This is a genomic window from Kitasatospora sp. NBC_01300, assembly GCF_041435235.1.
Taxonomy (GTDB): Bacteria; Actinomycetota; Actinomycetes; order Streptomycetales; family Streptomycetaceae; genus Kitasatospora.
Window position 1 is genome coordinate 718,766 of the sequence record NZ_CP108408.1, and the last position, 18,362, is coordinate 737,127.

An 18,362-nucleotide genomic window follows, 5' to 3' on the forward strand; every position below is an offset into this window, starting at 1 on the left:
GGCCCGGGGAAAGGCGTGACGAGGAAGGGCGTGGGAAAGGCCATGGAGGACAGGGACGCGGACGGGGCCCGGGGCGGGCTGCCGCTGCTGGTGGTGGACGCGGCCAACGTGGTCGGGTCGGTGCCCGACGGGTGGTGGCGGGACCGACGGGGCGCCGCCGAGCGGCTGCGGGACGCGCTGGTCGCCGTCGCCGGGCAGGGCCTGCCGGAGCGGCCCGGGCCGCTGGAGGTGGTGCTGGTCGTGGAGGGCGCGGCCCGGGGTGTGGACGGACTGCCCGAGGTGCGGGTGGTCGCGGCGGCCGGCAGCGGTGACGACCGGATCGTCGAGCTGGTCCGGGCGGCCAGGGCCGAACAGCCGGACCGGGACTGCCTGGTCGTCACCGCCGACCGCGAACTGCGGGCCCGGGTCGGCGCGCTGGGCGCGGCGGTCACCGGGCCGCGCAGCGTGCGGCGTTAGGGCCGGTCCCGTCGGTCCCGTTCAGTCCTGTTCAGCGCTGTCGCGCACGCGGCAGGGCCGGACGGGACCCGTTCCGGGGCGCGCGGCGGGGTCAGTCCGCCTGGGTGGCGTACATGCCCCAGTGGATCGCCTGGTCGGAGGCGGTCACCGTGAACAGGAGGTCCCGGCCGGGCCTGGCGGGGATCTCCACCGAGCCGATACCGGTCGCGCCGACCGGGCACTGGACCGTGAAGTCGGCCGGCGCCAGGCCGGCGACGTGGACCTGGACCGAGCCGCCGCCCTGGCAGCCCACCGTGACGGTGAAGGGCTGCGAGGGGTTGACGGAGGCCGTCACCGCGCCGCCGTCGCCGATCCAGTCCGGGATCCAGATCAGGCCCGTCTCCCCCGGGTGCGGCAGGATCTCCCCCGTCCCCATACCGCTCTGGACCGCGGCCGGGCCCGGCCGCGCCGCGGCCGTTCCGGCGACCGCCAGCACCGCCGCCAGCGCGGCCGCGCTTGCGGCCAGCATCCGCTTCCCCGTACGTGTCATCGCTACTCCCCGCTGCGTTGACCATCCGTCCGGCCGCACGAGCGCGCGCGGCCGGGCCGGGTGCCGGTCTTCGGCACACGAAGGATCTTACGACGATCAGATTCAACGGAGGCCGGATTCACCCGAACCCCCGGACCCGGACCTCTTGCCGTGACCCGGGTCGCGGGCTGAAGCGACCCCGGGGCCGAACGCGTATGGGCGCCTCCCGGAACCCGACCACGGGCACCGGCACCTAGTTGACGGGTAGTAGCCGGGGCCCAGCGCATCGGGAGGCGCCGTCCCGGACGCTACCTGGTCACATCGGGTGCGTCATCCGAATTAATCCGGGCCCGGGGCCCGCCGTACGGGTCTCGCCGGGCCCGCCGCACCAAGGCCCCCACCGGTTCGGACCGTACGGGAACCAACCGCGCCCGCCGTCCGACTGCTGGGGGGTGAGTGCGAAGTCGCCGGGTGTCCGGCCCTTGAGTGTGCTGGCGGGGTTCGCCCTGCTGCTGGTGGTGGTGTTCGTGGTGGCGTATGCGGTGGGACGGCAGGCGGGCCCGGTGTCCCCGGGGCTGACGCCCGGGGGCGGCACGTCGCCCGGGGCGCCCGGAATGGGCGGGCACGACATGGGCGGGATGCGATGAGCCCGGTCGCGGGGGCCGACGCCGGGGCCCTGGTGAGCACCGATCTGGCGGTCGGCGGCATGACCTGCGCGGCCTGCGTGGGCCGGGTGGAGAAGCGGCTGGCCCGGATCGACGGAGTGACGGCCGGGGTGAACCTGGCGACCGGTCGGGCGCGGGTGCTGCACCCGGCCGCGGTGCCGGTCGCTGAGCTGGTGGCAGCCGTCGAACGAGCGGGCTACACCGCCGAGTTGGCGCCCACCGGGACGGGCGTCGGGCTGCCGGACGAGGAGCCGGCGGAGCGCTGGCGGCTGCTGGTGACGACGCTGCTGGCCGTCCCGGTGGTGGTGCTGTCGATGGTGCCGTCACTGCAGTTCCCCGCCTGGCAATGGGTCTGCTTCGCGCTGGCCGTCCCGGTGGTGACCTGGGGGTCGGCCGGGTTCCACCGCCGGGCCTGGCAGGGGCTGCGGCACGCGGCGGCCACCATGGACACCCTGGTCAGCCTGGGGGTGGTGGCGTCCTTCGGCTGGTCCGCGTACGCGCTGGTGTTCGGCGGCGCCGGAGAGGTCGGCATGCGGATGCCGTTCTCGCTGACCGCGGACGGCGGCGGCGCGGCGCACGTCTACCTGGAGGCGGCGGTCGGGGTGCCGCTGTTCGTGCTGGCCGGGCGGCTGCTGGAGGGCCGGGTGCGGCGGCGCAGCGGTTCCGCGCTGCGGGCGCTGGCCGAACTGGGCGCGAAGCAGGTGTGCGTCCGGGACGGCGGGACCGGCGAGGAACGCCTGGTACCGATCGAACTGCTGCTGCCCGGGCAGGAGTTCGTGGTGCGGCCGGGCGAACGGGTGGCCACCGACGGGGTGGTGGTCGAGGGCGGTTCGGCGCTCGACCTGAGCCTGCTGACCGGCGAGAGCGTGCCGGTGGAGGTCGGCCCCGGGGACGCGGTGGCCGGGGCGACCGTCAACGTCGGCGGCGCGCTGGTGGTGCGGGCGACGGCCGTCGGCGCCGACACCCAACTCGCCCGGATCACCGCGCTGGTGGCGGACGCCCAGGCCGGCAAGGCCCGGGCGCAGCGCCTCGCCGACGCGGTGGCCGGGGTGTTCGTGCCGTGCGTGCTGGCGGGCGCGGTGTGCGTGCTGGGCTTCTGGCTCGGCGCGGGCGCGGCCCCGCAGGCGGCGGTGACGGCGGCGGTCGCCGTGCTGGTGGTCGCCTGCCCGTGCGCCCTGGGCCTGGCCACCCCGACGGCGCTGCTGGCGGCGACCGGGCGGGGCGCGGAGCTGGGCGTGCTGGTGCGCGGCCCGGAGGTGCTGGAGAGCCTGCGCCGGGTCGACACCGTGGTGCTGGACAAGACCGGGACGCTGACCACCGGGCGGATGGAACTGGCGGCGGTGACGGTCGCCCAGGGCTTCGACTCGGGTCTCGGCGAAGGTCTCGGCGAGGGGCTCGACGAGGGTGCGGTGCTGCGGCTGGCCGGCGCGGTGGAACACCGCTCGGAGCACCCGATCGGGCGGGCCGTGGCGGCGGCCGCGCGGGAGCGCTGCGGTCCGCTGCCCGCGGTGGACGGCTTCGCGGCCGCCACCGGGGTCGGGGTGTCCGGGGTGGTCGAGGGCCGGAGCATACGGGTGGTCCGCCCGGACGGCACGGCGCAGCCGCTGCCAGACGACCTCGCGGACGCCGTCACCGCCGCCTCGGACACCGGCCGCACGGCCGTGGTGGTCGAGCTGGACGGGCGGGCCGCGGCCGTGCTCGCCGTCGGCGACACTCTGCGCTCGGGCAGCTGGCGGGCGCTCCACCGACTGCGCGGGCTGGGCTTGGAGACCGTCCTGCTGACCGGCGACGGCCCGGGCGCGGCCCGGGCGGTGGCGCGCGAGCTGGGCATCGAACGGGTGCACGCCGCGGCCTCGCCGGAGGGCAAGGCCGCCGTGGTGGCCGAGCTGCGGGGCGCCGGGCGGACGGTCGCGGTGGTCGGCGACGGCGTCAACGACGCGGTGGCACTGGCCTCGGCGGACCTCGGGGTGGCACTGGCCTCGGGCAGCGACGCCGCCATCGGCGCGGCCGGACTGACCCTGGTGCGCGGCGACATCGAGGCGGTGGTGGACGCCGTCCGGCTGGCCCGGCGCACCCTCGGCACGATCCGGGCCAACCTGCTGTGGGCCTTCGGCTACAACGTGGTGCTGATCCCGCTGGCGGCCGTCGGCCTGCTCAACCCGATGCTGGCGGCGGTGGCGATGTCGCTCAGCTCACTGCTGGTGGTCGGCAACAGCCTGCGGCTGCGCACCTGGCAGCCCGGGCGGGGCACCTCGGCGGCCCGGAAGGGGGCTCGGCGATGAGCGGGGCGATGAGCAGGGCGACGAGCGCGATCGGGCGGCTGCGGGTGGTCGGCCCGCCGGTGGGCGCGGCGGCACTGACACTAATGCTGCTGACCGGGTGGACGGCGTTCGGCGGGGCCGGGCGGCCCCGGCCGGTGGAGGCCGGCCCGGGCTGGCTGCTGCTGCCGACGGCAGGCGCGGCCCCGGCCACGGCGGCGTTCTTCACGATCCGCAACCTGGGCGACGTACCGGACGAACTGACGTCCGCCAGCTGGGAGTTCGGCGGCAGGATCACGATCAAGCGGCACCTCCACCAGGGCGCCGCAGGCCGCTGGGAACCGGTGGCCGCCCTCCCGATCCCGGGCCGCGGCGAGCTGGCGATGGCCCCGGAGAACGCCGACCTGATGATCGCCGACCCCCCACCCCTACGGGCCGGCCAGTGGGTGGACTTCACCCTCGGCTTCCGCCACAGCCCGGACCTCCACCTCAAGGCCCAAGTCCTCCCCCCGGGCACCCGCCCCCAGCCAACCGAACCGCCGACACCCTGACACTCCCCGGCCGGATCACGCCCCGCCCCCCGTCGAGGCGCGATCCGGCCCCGCCGATGGCCCGTCTGGCGGAGGCAGAGAACACGAGATTGCGGTTCGAACAGGGTCAGGCCGCTCTTCCGGCTCCCAGTCCTGGACCGGAACGGACCGGATTCATTTGCCGGCCTCCGGCCCGTACCACTGGAGGGCCTGTCCGGTGACGCTCGCGATGCACTCGAAGTCGCGGTCCCGGTGCAGAAGGGTCAGGCCTTGCAGTTCCGCTGTGGCCGCGGCGACCAGGTCCACGGCTCCGGCGCTGCGGTGCCGACCTCGTTTGGTCAGCATGCCCTGGACGTACCAGGCGCGGTCGTAGGCGCGGTCATCGACCGGCACCCAGCCGCATGTCTTCGATCCCCTGCGTGTAGTCGGCTACTGTCCGCGCGCTGTAGAAGAACTCAAGCTCGGTGATGGGGCAGGTTGCGCCCAAGCCCACCGCTGCGGCCTGCTCCCAGCCCTACTACTCAGCGTCGCCGCGCATGAAGCGCGCGAGCGCGCTGGTGTCGATCAGGAATTGCGCCGCGTTCACCGACGGTAGTTCCTCTTGTTCTCGAAGATCTCCAGGTCGAAGGCCCCCGCATCGGCCGCGACACGCAGCCGTGTGAGGGCAAGCGCTCGCCGTCTGTTCTCCAGCACCTCGCGTAGAGCGGTGTTGACCGTCTCCTTCTTGGTAGTGGCGCGCATACCGCACCTGGCGGAGCCGAAACTGTTCGACTTCGGTTGACGTCCAGGCACTTGATGTTCCAACTTCTACGGAGGATCCGACAAGGGTGGTACCGATTTTGACAGCGAGGGACAGGAGAAGTGCGCACTCAGAACCGGCTTCGGCAGTACTGCTCGGTCCCTCCATTATTTCCGCGGCCGCTCGCCGTCCCCACGCTCTGCGCTCCGGCTGGCCGTGACCGCGGTGGCTCCGTGCCCGGCGGGCAGGCCCCATTCCACAACATGAAGTTTTGCCTGTTCCACTGCCCCGCGCGTCACTCCCATAGCAGCAAGTGGGGTCGCCCCATGACGCTCCAACCACGCGAGGCGGCGGCGCTGCTCGACTGGGTCTAAGCAGCCCCAAGGTTCTAGAGTGATTCCTGGCGTCGGCATGCCCAGTGCCTTCATCCGGGCGGCGACATCGTGGACGTACGGAAGCTCAGAGGGGGATCGAGCCAGCTCCACCACGCACCAGGCAGTCGTGTACGAAATTGAGCCATGGGCCCTCATTAACCGGCGGGTGCGCCAGTGTTGGATCGGCGAGAGTAGGAGACGTAATTCCTGCCATCCCACTGCGCGCCTTGAGCTCATCAGCTGGCGTGCTCATCGCTCGCGGAGCTGGATTGCTCAAGCTGCAGCTCCCGTTTCCGCTGCTCCTCTTTCAGGCGCTCGACAAATCGAGCAAACATTCGCAGTCGATCACCCTCGGGGAGAGGGTTGCTCGGGTCGCTTCCTGCATATTCATCGAGCATGAACTGTGATGCGTTGTAGTGTTTCTCGATCTCGTCGGCAGTCGACTGCAGGTTGTAGCCGCGCTCCCGGAATTTGAAGTACCCGGTCACACCTGCCGAAATTCCCACGAATCCACTGAGGAAGGCGGTTCCAAACCTCAACGTGACACTGCTTCCGTCGTTCATTGCAGCAAGGGATGACGTCACGATTGACCCGGTGATGATGATCACCTGGAAGAAGTTGTGGACCCGGCGGTTCTTGTTAGCGCCCTTCCGATACTGATCGATGATCTCCAGCGACGCTTCGCGGTAGATTCGCAGGCCAGAAGGGGAATCCAGTGGAAGCTGGGCTGCGGCGGTCTGGCGATCCTGCAGCGCATTGCGCAGATCGCCGGACTTGGTGGCGATCTTCTGACGGTTGGTCCGCAGGAGCCGGCCCATAGCGACCCACAGGGCGCTTACGATCGCCAGTCCCACATATCGAACGAACAGTAGCTGCGTATTCCAGAGGCCGATGATCACGGTGTAGCCCAGCAGGAAGGTCAACGCCATCGCGCCGAGCATGCTCAGCCAGAAGATCCGCTGAAAGGTGCGAGCCTCCCGAATATCGACCTCTAGCTGGTCGAACTCCTTGACCGTCCTCCGGTAGTCCTCCTGAGCGCGACACTCCTGCTCTGGCGTCAAACTCGGCCGATATTCGAGCAAATCTTGCCCATCCCTGGGAGCGCCCACACTCGCCACCATAGACCCCTATCTTGCCTCACTGGATCCACTGAAGGATAGGGCACGGATCATTGACAAACAAGAGTGGATTCATGCGCGGTAAACTTCAAGAGAATATATCGAAATCAACTGCGGGGGTCGCTGACATGTTCGATTCGATGTGAATTAAATGAGGCCCTGGCAGGTAAAAATATTCTTTAGGCATGGCTAGCCCGATCAGCGGGGCCGGTGCGCCGGACAGCCTGCCGGAGTCGGGGCCGAGCGAGGGATATGGCCGCCGGTGTCGGGGTGCCGCGCTCGGGGTGCCTGCTCCGGGTGGACCTCAAGTTGCCCTAGGGTGTGGGGAGTTCCCGGCGGCGGTTCGCTGCCGGGACTTCGCGCTTCTTGGGCGGAGTGGATCATGCGGTACGTGCGGTTGCTGCGGCGTGGGCCTGTGCTTCTGCTGTGGGGGGCGCAGACGGCGTCGGTGTTCGGTGACCGGCTGTACGCGATGGCCGTGATGTGGATGGCGCGGGAGCACGCGGGTGCCGGGGCGATGGGGCTGGTGGCCGTCGCCGAGTCCCTGCCCTACATCGTGCTGGGGACGGTGGGGGGCCGGGCGATGGACCGGTTCGCGTCGTTGCGGGCGCTGGCGGTGGTGGACGCGGTGCGGCTGGTCCTGGTGGCCGCGCTGCCGTGGGCGTGGTCCGAGTTCGGCACTGTGGGACTGATCGCCTCGGCCGCGCTGCTGGGCGTCGGCGGTGCCCTGTTCGATCCGAACCTCGGCGCGATGGTGCCGGACCTGGTGAGGCTGGGCGAGGTCCAGGCCGTCAGCGGGCTGATGGACCTGACCGGTCGGATCGCCCGGATCGCCGGGCCCGGGACGGCTGGACTGCTTCTGGCGGTGATGCCGCTGGCCGGGCTGTTCTGGGTGGACGCGGCGACGTTCGCCGTCTCGGCACTCGCCCTGGTGCTGCTGGCCGCTCGCGTCCGGCCGACTGCTGCAATCCCGCAGGCTGGGCCCCAGACGGCGGGACTTCAGCGGCCGGGCGCCTGGTCGCTGGTGCGGACCCATCCGGACACGGGGGTGGTGCTGGCGGTGCACGGGATCGGGGTCTTCGCCGGGGCGGTGGCGCTGGCGATGCCCGCGCTGCTGACAATCCGCCTCGGCGCCGGGGCCTCCGCGTACGCGGCGGTGCTGGCCTGCACAGGCGCGGGTGCTCTGGCCGGGAATCTGGTGGCCGGGAACGTGCGGCTGCCGGCGCCGCTGACGGCGGTGTACTGCGGGGTGTGGGCGGTGTCGGGGCTGGTGCTGGCGGCCACCGGGCTGGCCGGGTCGCTGCCGGTGCTGCTGGCGCTGTCCGTGCTTTCCGGGGCGGTGTCGCCGTTCTTGCAGATTGCGTTGTCGACGCACTTCGCGCTGTTCCCTCCGGCCGCTCGCAGGCGGCTGCTGACGGTGGACCTGACCGTGATCCGCACCTGCGGGACGGTCTCGATGCTGTTCGTCCCCGGGCTTGCCGCCAGCGGTCCGAGGGCCGCGTTCCTGGTGGGCGGTCTGGCGGTGGTGGTGGTCGGTGTGGCGGGTGCCGTGCTGGTGCTGGGCCTGGCACGGGGGCGTCGGCCGGTGCCGGAGGTCGAGCCGGTGCCGGAGCTGGCGGCCCGCGACTGAGTCCAGGCGTGGGCCGGGCCCTGCGGTGCGGGGCCCGGCCGGTGTGCTGGTGGTGCTCGGGTCAGCTGGTGATCAGCTGCCAGTGGGTGACGGTGATGTCCTCCAGCGGGATGCCGAGGTCCTTGTAGATCCGCTGGCGCATGGCGCCGAACCAGGCGTCGCGCCGGTCGTCGAAGAACGCCCGGTCGTACCAGGCGACGCCGAGGAGGACGGTGCCGCCGCCGTTGGGGTTGCCCGGTTCGGCCTCCCAGTAGGTGCACTGCCAGTCCCAGAGCATGAGCTCCTCGGGGCGGTTGCGCAGGCGCTCGTCGGACTCGCGCAGGGACTGGATGCACCGCTCGGCGGTGGCGGCGTCGGGGCAGTAGTAGGTGCAGTCGGACTTGGCGATCGGGGTCTTGTCGGCGCGGCGGGCCGTGTCGACGTCCTCCCCGGTCAGGACGCGGACCCGGGTCACCAGGCCATCGCGGGTGGCGATCTCTTCGAGGATGGTCACGGCGTTGTGCTCCTCTCGGTGGGGTGTTGCTCCCTTGGGTGGTGGCTACCAGCTCGTCCCGCTGATCGGGTCGGGGCTGGGGCTCTGGGGGTCGCGGCGGCGGATGCCGCCGGGGGCGGCGTAGCGGACGTTCAGGCCGACGCGGGCGCCGTTGCTGGTGTTGGTGCCGGAGCGGTGCAGCAGACGGCTGTCCATGAGCAGGGCGGACCCGGCCGGCAGGGGCAGTGCGGTCGAGGCGTCGGCGGTGAAGCCGGTCGCCTGGTCGGCACGGCCGCGTTCGGCACCGTGCTCGGCTTCGGAGGAGAACGGCAGGTAGCCGAACTGGTGCGAGCCGACCACGGCGTGCAGGCAGCCGTTGCTCACGGTGGCGTCGCTGATGGCCAGCCAGGCGGAGACGGACCGGTCGGGGTCGAGTTCGACCCGGGCGTCGGTGCCGTCCTGGTGCCAGGGAATTTCGAAGGTGCAGCCGGGCCACTTCACCACGAGGAAGGTGTTCTCGACCGCGACGTCCGGGCCGATGGTTTCCCGGACGGCGGCCAGCAGTTGTGGGGCCCGGACGGCCGCGCGGGCCCACTCGGTGTCCAGATGGGGGTTGCGGATGATCTCCTGGCGGCGGGCACGGTGTTCGGCGACGAGTTGGGCGGCGCGTGCGCGGGCGGCCGAGGGGGCGGACCACTCGATGCCGGTGCGGAATCCCCGGCGGCCGAGGATCCCGCCTGTACTGGTCATCAGATCTGACCCCTTCGGAGCAGGTTTCCCTGGGCAGTGCGGACGGGGCCGGTTCAGTCGGCGGTGCGAGGGCGGGTACTGCCGGGCGCGAACGGCGGACGTATCGGAGGCCGCCCGGGACGCGGAAGCGCACGAAGGACGGCCCGGATTGCGCGTCGCGGCCCGGCGATGATCTGGCGCCTGGTCACCGACTGTTCGGGCAGAGCCAACTCCGCCCAGACGCGTTTGCCCTGTTCGGTCCGCTCCGCGCCGTGCGCCAGGGCCAGGCACTCGACCAGTTCCAGCCCCCGGCCGCTCTCCGCGTCCGTGCCGGCCTGGCGTCGCCGGGGAAGTGCGATCGAGCCGTCGTAGACCTCGACCAGGGCCCGCCGCAGCCGGACGCTCACGTAGACGGCGACGGTGAGCATCGGCCGGTCGGAATGCCGGACGGCGTTGGTCACCAGCTCGGAAGTGACCGTGTTCAACGCGAGCCGGGAGTCCTCGTCGAGCAGGACGCCCCAGCTGGCGACGCGGCTCCTCACCTTGCGACGGGCGACGGGCACGGAGACCGGATCTCTGGTCAGGAAGAAGACATGGGAATGCACGACCACGGTGGGGCACCCTTCGGCACTGGCCTGGAGAGCGGTACCGGCCACCTGGGGGAATGGACGAGCAGGTGGGCGGTGCCGCCGATCGTGGAGCCGACGCGACCCCGACGTACGGGGCTCTCACTCGGCCTGACAATGAGTCAACAGGTGTGCGCTCGGCGTGAACACGGTAGAGACACCCCGGATGCTTGAAACCCTTGAAACCCGGCCCGGGGGCGGCGATGGCAGCACGCGAACGAACACCCAACGGCAAGCTCGCCCCGCTGGTAGAGGAATGCCGGTGGGCGAGCAACGGCGAGTTCGCCCGAGCGGTCAACCGGGCCGGAACCGAGGCCGGTTACAAGCTGAGGTACGACGAGTCGGCCGTCTCGCACTGGCTCTCGGGCACCCGTCCCATGGCCAAGTACCAGAAAGTGGTCCTGGAGGCCCTGGCCCGCCGGCTGGGGCGGCCGGTCACCGCGTTCGAGGCGGGCTTCGCCGATCGACCTGACGTTCAGGCCCAGTCCGGGGATACGGTGGCGGGACTGATCGACCTCGGGAGCATGGACATGGACCCATCGCGCAGGGGCGTACTCGGGGCGGGCCTGTACTCGGTCGCCCTCACCATTCCAGGCTGGCCGGACCACGTCGGGCGGTTCGAGCGGTTGAAGGCCGATCCGCACACCCGGATCGGCATGGGCGAGGTCGAGGCCGTGATCGCCATGACCGAGCGCATCAGCGAGTTGGACGACCAGTTCGGCGGGCGGACCGCCCGCCCGATGGCCGCCGCGTTCATGGTCAACAACATCGCCCCGTACCTCAAGGCCACCGCCGACGACGAGGTCCGCAAGGCGATGCTGTCGGCCGCCGCCGACCATCTCTACCTGACCGGCTACATGGCCGTGGACGAACGCCTCGACCTGCTCGGCCAGGCCTACTACACCAAAGCGCTGGAGCTCGCCCTCGCCGCCGGCGACCACCTCACCTACTGCACCACCCTGCGCGGAATGAGCGTCCAAGCGGTCGAACTCGGCCACGGAGCAACCGCGTTGCGGTACGCGAACGCCGCCGCTGCCACATCACCCGAGGCCGGACCACGGATGCGCGCCTTCCTCGCCGGACAGCAGGCCCACGCCCTCGCCCAGACCGGTGACCGTGCTGGTGCGGTCGCCATGCTCCGTTCGGCCGAAGTCGCCATGGAACAGGCCGAATCCAAGGCCAAAGCCCACGGCTCCTACGACCCGGCTTCCCTCTCGTACCACGTCGCCCAGGTCAACTACGAACTCGGTGACCGCAAAGGCGCCACCCGCGCACTCCAGCACTCCGAGAAGGTCCGACCCGCGGTGTACCGCCGGGCCCGCGTCCGCCACCGCGCGATGCTCGCCGAATGGCAGCTCGAAGCCGGCCGACTGGAGGAAGCCGTCCAGAACTGGAACCTCGCCCTGGACGACTTCCCCCACGTCCAGTCCGGCCGAGCCGACGACCGCATCCGCACCATGCTCTCCGCAACCCAACCGCACCGGCGCAACCCCCACGTCCGCGATCTTCTCGAACGCGCCCGACCGATCATCCCCCACCGGACTTGATCCCCGAAGAAGACCTCACGGTCGTCGTCCTGGCTGTGGTTGGAGCTGGCATCACGACACCTCAGTGACGTCCCCGCCAGGGCCTGGCTTGTGCCTGCCCTCGCGCTCCTGAGCGAGAGCAGGTGCGTGCAGCGGGCGGCAGGGCCGTCATAGGCGCCAACGTGCTCCGATAGGAACGGGTCGGGGCACGTTGGCGCTTTACCCCACGATTGGACGCACGCGCGCCCCCTCCGGGAGGCGGCGCGCGTGTGAGAACCAGTCACGGTGACGGTGTACGCGCCTTCGCGATCGTTCCGTTGGTCAGGGGTGGGGGATGACGGCGACCGGGGACTGGGCGTGGTGCAGGGCGGCGTGGGCGACGCGGCCGAGGCGGGGGCCGAAGTCGAGGGAGCGGTGGCGGCGGCCGACGACCAGGAGGGCGGCGCCGGCGGAGGCCTCGACCAGGCCGCGGGCGGCGCCGAGCCGGACGTCCTCGATCACCACGGTGTCCGGGTGCCGCTCGCGCTGGCCGGCCAGGGCGAGGGTGAGCAGCTTGGCCTCCAGCGCCTCCAGTTGGGCGATCTCGGTGGGCGGCACGGCCCCGCCGGCGTAGCCGAAGACCGGCGGGAGGTCCCAGCCGTGCACGGCCCGCACCCGGGCGCCGCGCAGGGCGGCCTCCTGGAAGGCGAAGGCGAGCACCTCCTCCTCCGGGGCGTGCGCGTCGACGCCGACCAGCACCTCGGGCCCGTCGTCGCCGGCCCCGTCGGGCGAGCCCGGCTCGCGCACCACGACCACCGGCACCGTGCTGCGGGCGGCCGCGGCCATGCCGACCGAGCCGAGCAGCAGCCCGGTGAAGCCGCCGAGGCCGCGCGAGCCGAGCACCAGGAGGGCGGCGTCCTCGGCCGCGGCGACCAGGCCGTCCACCGGCGCGTCCAGGACGGCGTCGGTGTGCACCACCAGGTCGGGGTGGCGCTCGCGGATCGCGTCGGCGGCCGAGGCCAGCACCCGCTGCGCGGCGGCCGGCAGGTCGTCGGGCTCGGCGAAGGTGGCCACGCCGTCGGTCAGCCACGGCCAGGCGTGCACCAGGCGCAGCGGGGCGCCCCGGAGCACCGCCTCGTCGGCGGCCCAGAGGGCGGCGGTGGTGCTCTCCGGCGAGCCGTCGACCCCGGCCAGGACGGATGGCGTCATGAGGGTTCCTCCACTGTGTCGGCGCTTGGCGGGGCGGCGCGGGGACGGTGCGCGCACTGACGGCCCGTCCGCTCCTCCCCCCACCCTGGCGGTCCGCCAGGGCCTCGCGACAGAGGCCGCAGGCCCCTCGGCGACGGGACGAAAGGCCCGCCCGTGGGAGCGTACGGCGCACCCCGGCGTGCGGGGTGCCGACACCCGGGCACTACCGTGAATCCGGCAATCGCCCTGATCGGGCGGCACCTGACGCCCTCCGGCGGCGGGTGGAGGACGGGCCAGGGCGAGTACGAGGAGGACAGCGGTGGGCGGAGCGGACGGCAGCGCGGCGGTCGGCGGCGCGCGGATGCCCCGGCTGCGCCTGGACGAGCTGCTGGAGGAGCTCCAGTGGCGGATCGACGCGGCGCGCGGCACCCAGAACCGGGTGCACAACCTGCTGGAGGCGGTGCTCGCGGTCGGCCGGGAGCTGGACCTCGCCCAGGCGCTGCACCGGATCGTCGAGGCCGCCGCCGACCTGGTGGACGCCCGCTACGCCGCGCTCGGGGTGATCGGCCCGGACGGGCACTCGCTGTCGCAGTTCCTGACGGTGGGCCTGTCCGAGGAGGAGATCGCCGAGATCGGCCCGCCGCCGTCCGGCCGGGGCATCCTCGGCGAGTTGATCCGCGACCCGCAGCCGCTGCGCTGCCCGGTGCTGTCCGAGCACCCGGCCTCGGCGGGCTTCCCGCCGAACCATCCGCCGATGCACACCTTCCTCGGGGTGCCGGTGCGGGTGCACGGCGAGGTGTTCGGGAACCTGTACCTCACCGACAAGCGCGGCGGGCTGGACTTCGACACCGACGACGAGGCGGTGATCTCCACCCTGGCGGTCGCGGCCGGGGTGGCGATCGACAACGCCCGGCTGTACGAGGAGGCGCAGCTGCGCCAGCGCTGGCTGCGGGCCAGCGCGGAGATCAGCCGCAGCCTGCTGTCGGGCGCGCCCCGGCTGGAGGTGGTGGAGCTGATCGCCCGCCGGGCCGGGGAGATCGCCGGCGCGGAGCTGGCCGACGTCTCGGTGGCGCTGGACGGTCCGCAGGAGCGGGCGGAGGAGCTGACGGTGGAGGTCGCGCTGGGCGGCGCGCCGGCCGCGCGGCTGGGGGTGACGGTGCCGGTGGACGGCACGCTGTCGGGCGCCGCGTACGCCTCCGGTTCGCCGGTGACCAGCGACGACCTGGCCTGCGACGCCCGCTATCCGGCGGGCCCGGCGGGGCGCTTCGACGGGCTGGGCCCGGCGGTCGCGGTGCCGCTGGGCACCGGGGCGGGGTACGGGCGGGGCGTGCTGCTGCTGGCCCGCGCGGCCGGGCAGCCGGCCTTCGGGCCGGACGAGACCGGGCCGCTGCTGGGCTTCGCGGACCAGGCGGCGCTGGCCCTGGAGCTGGCCGAGCGGCGGCGCGACGCCGAGCAGCTGACGCTGCTGGAGGACCGTGACCGGATCGCCCGGGACCTGCACGACCTGGCGATCCAGCGGCTGTTCGCGACCGGGATGACGTTGCAGAGCGCGGGCCGGCTGATCGACAGCCCGGCCGCCGCCGACCGGGTCGCCCGCGCGGTGGCGGACCTGGACGAGACCATCAAGATCATCCGGTCGACGATCTTCGGGCTGCGCGCCCACAGCGAGCCCGACCGGGGCCTGCGCGCCCGCGCCACCCGCGTCGTCGCCGAGGCGCAGGGGACACTCGGCTTCGCGCCCCGGCTGAGCATGGAGGGCCTGCTGGACACCGACGTGCCGCAGGAACTGGCCGACCACGTGGTGGCCGTCCTCGGCGAGGCGCTCAGCAACGCCGCCCGGCACGCGCGGGCGGGCCGGGTGGAGGTGACGCTGCGGGCGCTCGCCGGGCGGGTGGCCCTGGTGGTGGCCGACGACGGGGTGGGCGTGCCCGAGGGCGGCCGGCGCAGCGGGCTGCGCAACCTCGCCGAGCGGGCCGAGCGGGTGGGCGGCGCCTTCACGGTCGGGCCCGCCGAGGGCGGCGGCGCCCGGCTCTCCTGGGAGGCCCCGCTCAGCTCCTGACGTGCCGTCACCGGGCCTTCGCCCACGCCGCTCCGCCCCCTCGCGCACGCCGTCCCTACTCGAACGACCGAACGCGCTCGGGCGGGTTCACAGGTCGAGCACGCCCCCCTCGAAGAACGCTCTCAACATCCATTGTCGCCACGCATGTTCGACGGTAGAGTCGCCGTTCGCCGAGCACGGATGAGCATTCGACAGCATCATTTGGGGCGGCCATGTCAATTAATCAGGACACCCTCCAGGTCGTTCCCGACCTGATCCACGCGTTCACGGAAATGGCACGCCGCAATCCCCGGCACCCCGCGATCGTCCAGCGGGGGCGCACCCTCGACTACGGCCGGCTCGCAGAGCTGGCGAACACCCTGGCCAGGCGCCTGGGACCGGACCCCGGCACGGTCTGCGTCCCGGCCGTCCACACGGCCGAAACGGTGGTGGCACTTCTCGGCGTGCTGACCGCCGGGGGCGTGTACTGCCCGATCGATCCGGCATTCCCGGCGGCCCGTCGACACGCCATGGCGACGGCCGCGAACTGCCGCACGGCGATACTCGGCGAAGCCGTCGCGGACCACCAACTCGGCGCTCGATTAGTGGAGTTACCAGACCTCTCGGAATTCCCCGGAGAACCGCCCGGAACCCTTCCGGCGGACCGTGCCGCAAGCGGCCCGGAACATCCGGCCTACATTCTCTTCACGTCGGGTTCGACCGGGCAGCCGAAACCCGTCGCCACTCCCCGCCGGGCCGTCGCGGCCACGGCCCACGCACTGCGCGACCTCTTCCACCTCACCCCCCAGGACCGGGTGCTCCAGTTCGCCTCGCTCAACTGGGACACCTGCTTCGAGGAGATCCTCCCGGCACTCACCGCGGGCGCCACCCTCGTCCTCGACCCCGACGCGCACTGCGGGTCGTTCCCGCGCTTCCTGCGGATGGTCGAGCGCGAGCGGATCACCGTTCTGGACCTGCCGACCGCCTTCTGGCACGAACTCGTCCACCACCTGGTCGACGACCGGGCCGAACTGCCGCCCTGCGTCAGGCTCCTGGTGATCGGCGGGGAGGCCGTCCAACCGGCCCGGCTGGACGACTGGGCCCGGCTGGACACCGGTCGGATCCGGCTGTTGAACACCTACGGCTGCACCGAGACCACCCAGATCACCCACGCCGTCGACCTGTCCGGACCGCTCGCCCGCGAACCGGTCGGGCCCGGCGCCGACCGCACACCGGCCGCCCGCGCACCGATCGGCCACGCCCTGCCGCACGTCATCGAACGCCTCGGCGAACAGGGCGAGTTGCTGATCGGCGGGCCGGGCCTCGCACTCGGCTACCCCGGCCTGCCCGAGGCCACGGCGGCCCGGTTCACCACCGTCGACGGCGAGCGGTACTTCCGCACCGGCGACCGGGTGAGCCGCGGCCCGGACGGCCTGCTCACCCACCAGGGCCGCCTGGACGGCGAATTGAAGGTGCGCGGCGTCCGGGTGGACCCGGCGGAGGTCGAGGCGCACCTCACCGGCCACCCCGAGGTGAGCGCCGCCGCCGTCACCGGCGCCGCCCTGGCCGGCCGCACCGCCCTGCTCGCGTACGTCGTGGCGCGGCGGCACACCTCCCCGCCGGACCTGGCCGGCGACCTGCTGTCCTACCTGCGGGCCCGGGTGCCCGGCCACCTCGTGCCCGGGCGGATCACCGTCGTCCCCCGACTCGTGCACACCCCCAGCGGCAAGGTCGACCGGGCCGGCTGCCACCTGCGCTACGGCGCCCACGACAGGTCGAAGGAGACCTCCGTTGAGCACTGACCTCACCACCCCCGCCACCCCGCAGGACCTGGTGGCCGTCTTCCGGCGCGTGCTGGAACGCGACGACGTGGCGCCCGACTCCGACTTCTTCGACCTCGGCGGCGACTCGCTGATCGCCACCCGGGTGCTGAGCGCCGTCGCGCGCGGCTACGCCGTCGAGCTCACCTTCGACGAGTTCCTGCTCGCGCCCACCCCCACCGCGCTCGCGCGCAGAATCACGGCCGCGAGATGAACGACCACCCGTTCAACGACCGCCCGTTCAACGGCCGGCAGCTCGACGACCGCCCGTTCAACGGCCGGCAGCTCGACGACCGCCCGTTCAACGGCCGGCAGTTCGACGCGCATCGGCCCGGAGGAACCGCCGTCGTGGTCGGCGCCGGACTGGCCGGGCTCACCGCCGCGACCGGGCTGGCGGCGCACGGCTTCGACGTGACCGTCCTGGAGGCCCGGGACCGGGTCGGCGGGCGCACCCACGGCATCGAGGCCGCCCCCGGTGTCCTGGTCGACGCCGGCGCCGCCTACCTCGGCGACCGGCACACCGAACTCCTCGCCATGATGGATGAGTTGGGGCTCAAGACCACCCCCACCACGATGTCCGGCGCCAGCCGGTTCGCGCTCGGCAGCGGCAACGAAAGCAGCGCCGGCGCCGAGACCCGCGACGGCCGGTTCCCGCCGCTCGACGGCGTCGCGCTCGGCGACCTGTTCGACCGGCTGTCCGAACTCACCGCCGCCGTGGAGCCGGAGGCGCCCTGGCTCACCCCGGACGCCGAACGCCTGGACGCCCTCACCGCCGCCGAGTGGGCCGAGCAGCACCTCACCCACCCCGACGCCCGGCTGTTCTTCCCGCTGTTCCTGGGCGAGATGACGGCCGCCGACCCGGCCGACATCTCCGTCCTCCACCTCGCCTTCTACCTGCGCTCCGGCGGCGGCCTGCGCTACCTCAACGCCTTCGCCGGCGGCGCCCAGCAGGACCGGATCTCCGGCGGCGCCCACCAGGTGTGCGAGCGGCTGGCCGAGCGCCTGGGCGACCGGGTACGGCTGGGCGAGCCGGTCCGGGCCGTCCACCAGGACGCCGACGCCGTCACCGTGCACACCGATCGCGGCGAACACCGCGCGGACGTCGCCGTCATGGCGCTGCCGCCACTGCTCGCCGACGCGATCGACTACCGGCCCGGCCTGCCGGTGCGCCGGGCCGGCGAGCGCACCGCGCGCGGCTGCGCGGTCAAGGTCCACCTGGTCTACCCGGCGCCGCTGTGGCGCGACCACGGCCTGTCCGGCTGGTCGGTCAACGCCCGGGGGCCACTGCTCTCCACCGTGGACGACTCCCCCGCCGAGGCCGGCATCGGCGTCCTGACCGGCTTCGTCACCGGCGCCGAGGCACACCGCTTCGCCGCCCTCACCCCGCAGCAGCAACGCGCCGCGGCCGTCGGGCAGGCCGCGCAGCTCTTCCCGATGCTCCCCGAGCCGACCGCCTGCCATGTCACCGACTGGCTCAACGACCCGTACAGCCAGGGCTGTTACGCCGCCCTGCTGGGGCCCGGCGACTGGCCGCGGCTCGGCCCGGCGCTGACCGCGCCGCACCACCGGGTGCACTGGGCCGGCACCGAGACCAGCACCGCGTACTTCGGGCTGATGGAGGGCGCGATCCGCTCCGGCCACCGGGTCGTCGCCGACATCCTCGCCCGCGCCTGAAACCCGCGCCAGACGCCCGCGCCCCGCCCTTC

Annotated in this window: 16 protein-coding genes and 2 pseudogenes; 10 read left to right on the forward strand and 8 right to left on the reverse strand. The window is 72.8% G+C overall.

Translation table 11 applies throughout. From position 1 onward, the window contains the following. The first annotated feature begins 42 nt into the window (after window positions 1-42). Entirely contained in the window at window positions 43-456 is a 414-nt protein-coding gene (locus tag OG556_RS03175) for an NTP pyrophosphohydrolase (protein ID WP_363584751.1), read from the forward strand. A 91-nt stretch (window positions 457-547) separates the two neighbouring features. On the opposite strand, the gene OG556_RS03180 is transcribed toward OG556_RS03175, so the two are convergent. Then, complete coding sequence (locus tag OG556_RS03180) at window positions 548-985, reverse strand: hypothetical protein (protein WP_371515740.1); 438 nt, start codon at window positions 983-985, stop codon at window positions 548-550. A 461-nt stretch (window positions 986-1,446) separates the two neighbouring features. Between OG556_RS03180 and OG556_RS03185 the strand changes: the two genes are divergently transcribed. Genes OG556_RS03185 through OG556_RS03195 form a run of 3 tightly spaced genes read left to right on the forward strand, consistent with a single transcriptional unit; the run spans window position 1,447 to window position 4,438 of the window. Next, a complete protein-coding gene (locus tag OG556_RS03185) occupies window positions 1,447-1,611 on the forward strand; it encodes a hypothetical protein (protein ID WP_371515741.1) in 165 nt (54 codons plus the stop codon). Beyond that, window positions 1,608-3,911, forward strand: coding sequence for a heavy metal translocating P-type ATPase (locus OG556_RS03190; RefSeq protein WP_371515742.1), 2,304 nt, complete (start codon window positions 1,608-1,610; stop codon window positions 3,909-3,911). Before OG556_RS03185 ends, OG556_RS03190 begins: the two co-directional genes overlap by 4 nt. 8 nt (window positions 3,912-3,919) lie before the next feature. Then, the gene (locus OG556_RS03195) at window positions 3,920-4,438 is read left to right on the forward strand and encodes a copper chaperone PCu(A)C (protein WP_371515743.1); all 519 of its coding nucleotides are present in this window, start codon (window positions 3,920-3,922) and stop codon (window positions 4,436-4,438) included. 153 nt (window positions 4,439-4,591) lie between these two features. Here the strand turns inward: OG556_RS03195 and OG556_RS03200 are convergent. The 3 genes and pseudogenes from OG556_RS03200 to OG556_RS03210 form a co-directional block, all read right to left on the reverse strand. Further along, window positions 4,592-5,003, reverse strand: a pseudogene (locus tag OG556_RS03200) (PIN domain nuclease). Beyond that, a pseudogene (locus OG556_RS03205) lies at window positions 5,000-5,149 on the reverse strand (type II toxin-antitoxin system VapB family antitoxin); the annotation flags it as partial. The pseudogenes OG556_RS03205 and OG556_RS03200, both read right to left, overlap by 4 nt. Window positions 5,150-5,766: 617 nt before the next feature. Next, window positions 5,767-6,639, reverse strand: a complete 873-nt coding sequence (locus tag OG556_RS03210; protein ID WP_371515744.1) for a DUF4231 domain-containing protein — start codon at window positions 6,637-6,639, stop codon at window positions 5,767-5,769. 424 nt (window positions 6,640-7,063) lie between these two features. Between OG556_RS03210 and OG556_RS03215 the strand changes: the two genes are divergently transcribed. Continuing rightward, window positions 7,064-8,278 (forward strand): MFS transporter, encoded by a 1,215-nt coding sequence (locus OG556_RS03215; protein WP_371515745.1) that lies wholly within the window; start codon window positions 7,064-7,066, stop codon window positions 8,276-8,278. A gap of 61 nt (window positions 8,279-8,339) precedes the next feature. On the opposite strand, the gene OG556_RS03220 is transcribed toward OG556_RS03215, so the two are convergent. From OG556_RS03220 to OG556_RS03230, 3 genes are read right to left on the reverse strand one after another with little or no spacing between them, the layout of a single operon-like run. Next, a complete protein-coding gene (locus OG556_RS03220) occupies window positions 8,340-8,771 on the reverse strand; it encodes a hypothetical protein (protein WP_371515746.1) in 432 nt (143 codons plus the stop codon). Between the two features lie 45 nt (window positions 8,772-8,816). Beyond that, a complete protein-coding gene (locus OG556_RS03225) occupies window positions 8,817-9,500 on the reverse strand; it encodes a phytanoyl-CoA dioxygenase family protein (protein ID WP_371515747.1) in 684 nt (227 codons plus the stop codon). A 53-nt stretch (window positions 9,501-9,553) separates the two neighbouring features. After that, a complete protein-coding gene (locus OG556_RS03230) occupies window positions 9,554-10,090 on the reverse strand; it encodes an ATP-binding protein (RefSeq protein ID WP_371515748.1) in 537 nt (178 codons plus the stop codon). A 218-nt stretch (window positions 10,091-10,308) separates the two neighbouring features. Here OG556_RS03230 and OG556_RS03235 point away from each other — a divergent pair, with 218 nt between their 5' ends. Beyond that, window positions 10,309-11,652, forward strand: coding sequence for a tetratricopeptide repeat protein (locus OG556_RS03235; protein WP_371515749.1), 1,344 nt, complete (start codon window positions 10,309-10,311; stop codon window positions 11,650-11,652). 300 nt (window positions 11,653-11,952) lie between these two features. On the opposite strand, the gene OG556_RS03240 is transcribed toward OG556_RS03235, so the two are convergent. Beyond that, entirely contained in the window at window positions 11,953-12,819 is an 867-nt protein-coding gene (locus OG556_RS03240) for a universal stress protein (protein ID WP_371515750.1), read from the reverse strand. Between the two features lie 340 nt (window positions 12,820-13,159). Here OG556_RS03240 and OG556_RS03245 point away from each other — a divergent pair, with 340 nt between their 5' ends. The 4 genes from OG556_RS03245 to OG556_RS03260 all read left to right on the forward strand — a co-directional run bounded on the left by OG556_RS03245 (window position 13,160) and on the right by OG556_RS03260 (window position 18,330). After that, complete coding sequence (locus tag OG556_RS03245) at window positions 13,160-14,857, forward strand: GAF domain-containing protein (protein ID WP_371522544.1); 1,698 nt, start codon at window positions 13,160-13,162, stop codon at window positions 14,855-14,857. Between the two features lie 212 nt (window positions 14,858-15,069). Further along, window positions 15,070-16,638 (forward strand): amino acid adenylation domain-containing protein, encoded by a 1,569-nt coding sequence (locus OG556_RS03250; RefSeq protein ID WP_371515751.1) that lies wholly within the window; start codon window positions 15,070-15,072, stop codon window positions 16,636-16,638. Continuing rightward, a complete protein-coding gene (locus OG556_RS03255) occupies window positions 16,628-16,870 on the forward strand; it encodes a phosphopantetheine-binding protein (RefSeq protein WP_063346173.1) in 243 nt (80 codons plus the stop codon). Before OG556_RS03250 ends, OG556_RS03255 begins: the two co-directional genes overlap by 11 nt. Further along, complete coding sequence (locus tag OG556_RS03260) at window positions 16,867-18,330, forward strand: flavin monoamine oxidase family protein (RefSeq protein ID WP_371515752.1); 1,464 nt, start codon at window positions 16,867-16,869, stop codon at window positions 18,328-18,330. The genes OG556_RS03255 and OG556_RS03260 overlap by 4 nt, the downstream gene beginning before the upstream one ends. Window positions 18,331-18,362: the final 32 nt, after the last annotated feature.

Coding starts and splice junctions, on each gene's coding strand:
- OG556_RS03175 (WP_363584751.1), top strand. CDS start 43: ATGGAGGACAGGGACGCGGACGGGGCCCGGGGCGGGCTGCCGCTGCTG.
- OG556_RS03250 (WP_371515751.1), top strand. CDS start 15,070: ATGTCAATTAATCAGGACACCCTCCAGGTCGTTCCCGACCTGATCCAC.
- OG556_RS03195 (WP_371515743.1), top strand. CDS start 3,920: ATGAGCAGGGCGACGAGCGCGATCGGGCGGCTGCGGGTGGTCGGCCCG.
- OG556_RS03260 (WP_371515752.1), top strand. CDS start 16,867: ATGAACGACCACCCGTTCAACGACCGCCCGTTCAACGGCCGGCAGCTC.
- OG556_RS03180 (WP_371515740.1), bottom strand. CDS start 985: ATGACACGTACGGGGAAGCGGATGCTGGCCGCAAGCGCGGCCGCGCTG.
- OG556_RS03225 (WP_371515747.1), bottom strand. CDS start 9,500: ATGACCAGTACAGGCGGGATCCTCGGCCGCCGGGGATTCCGCACCGGC.
- OG556_RS03240 (WP_371515750.1), bottom strand. CDS start 12,819: ATGACGCCATCCGTCCTGGCCGGGGTCGACGGCTCGCCGGAGAGCACC.
- OG556_RS03190 (WP_371515742.1), top strand. CDS start 1,608: ATGAGCCCGGTCGCGGGGGCCGACGCCGGGGCCCTGGTGAGCACCGAT.
- OG556_RS03245 (WP_371522544.1), top strand. CDS start 13,160: ATGCCCCGGCTGCGCCTGGACGAGCTGCTGGAGGAGCTCCAGTGGCGG.
- OG556_RS03235 (WP_371515749.1), top strand. CDS start 10,309: ATGGCAGCACGCGAACGAACACCCAACGGCAAGCTCGCCCCGCTGGTA.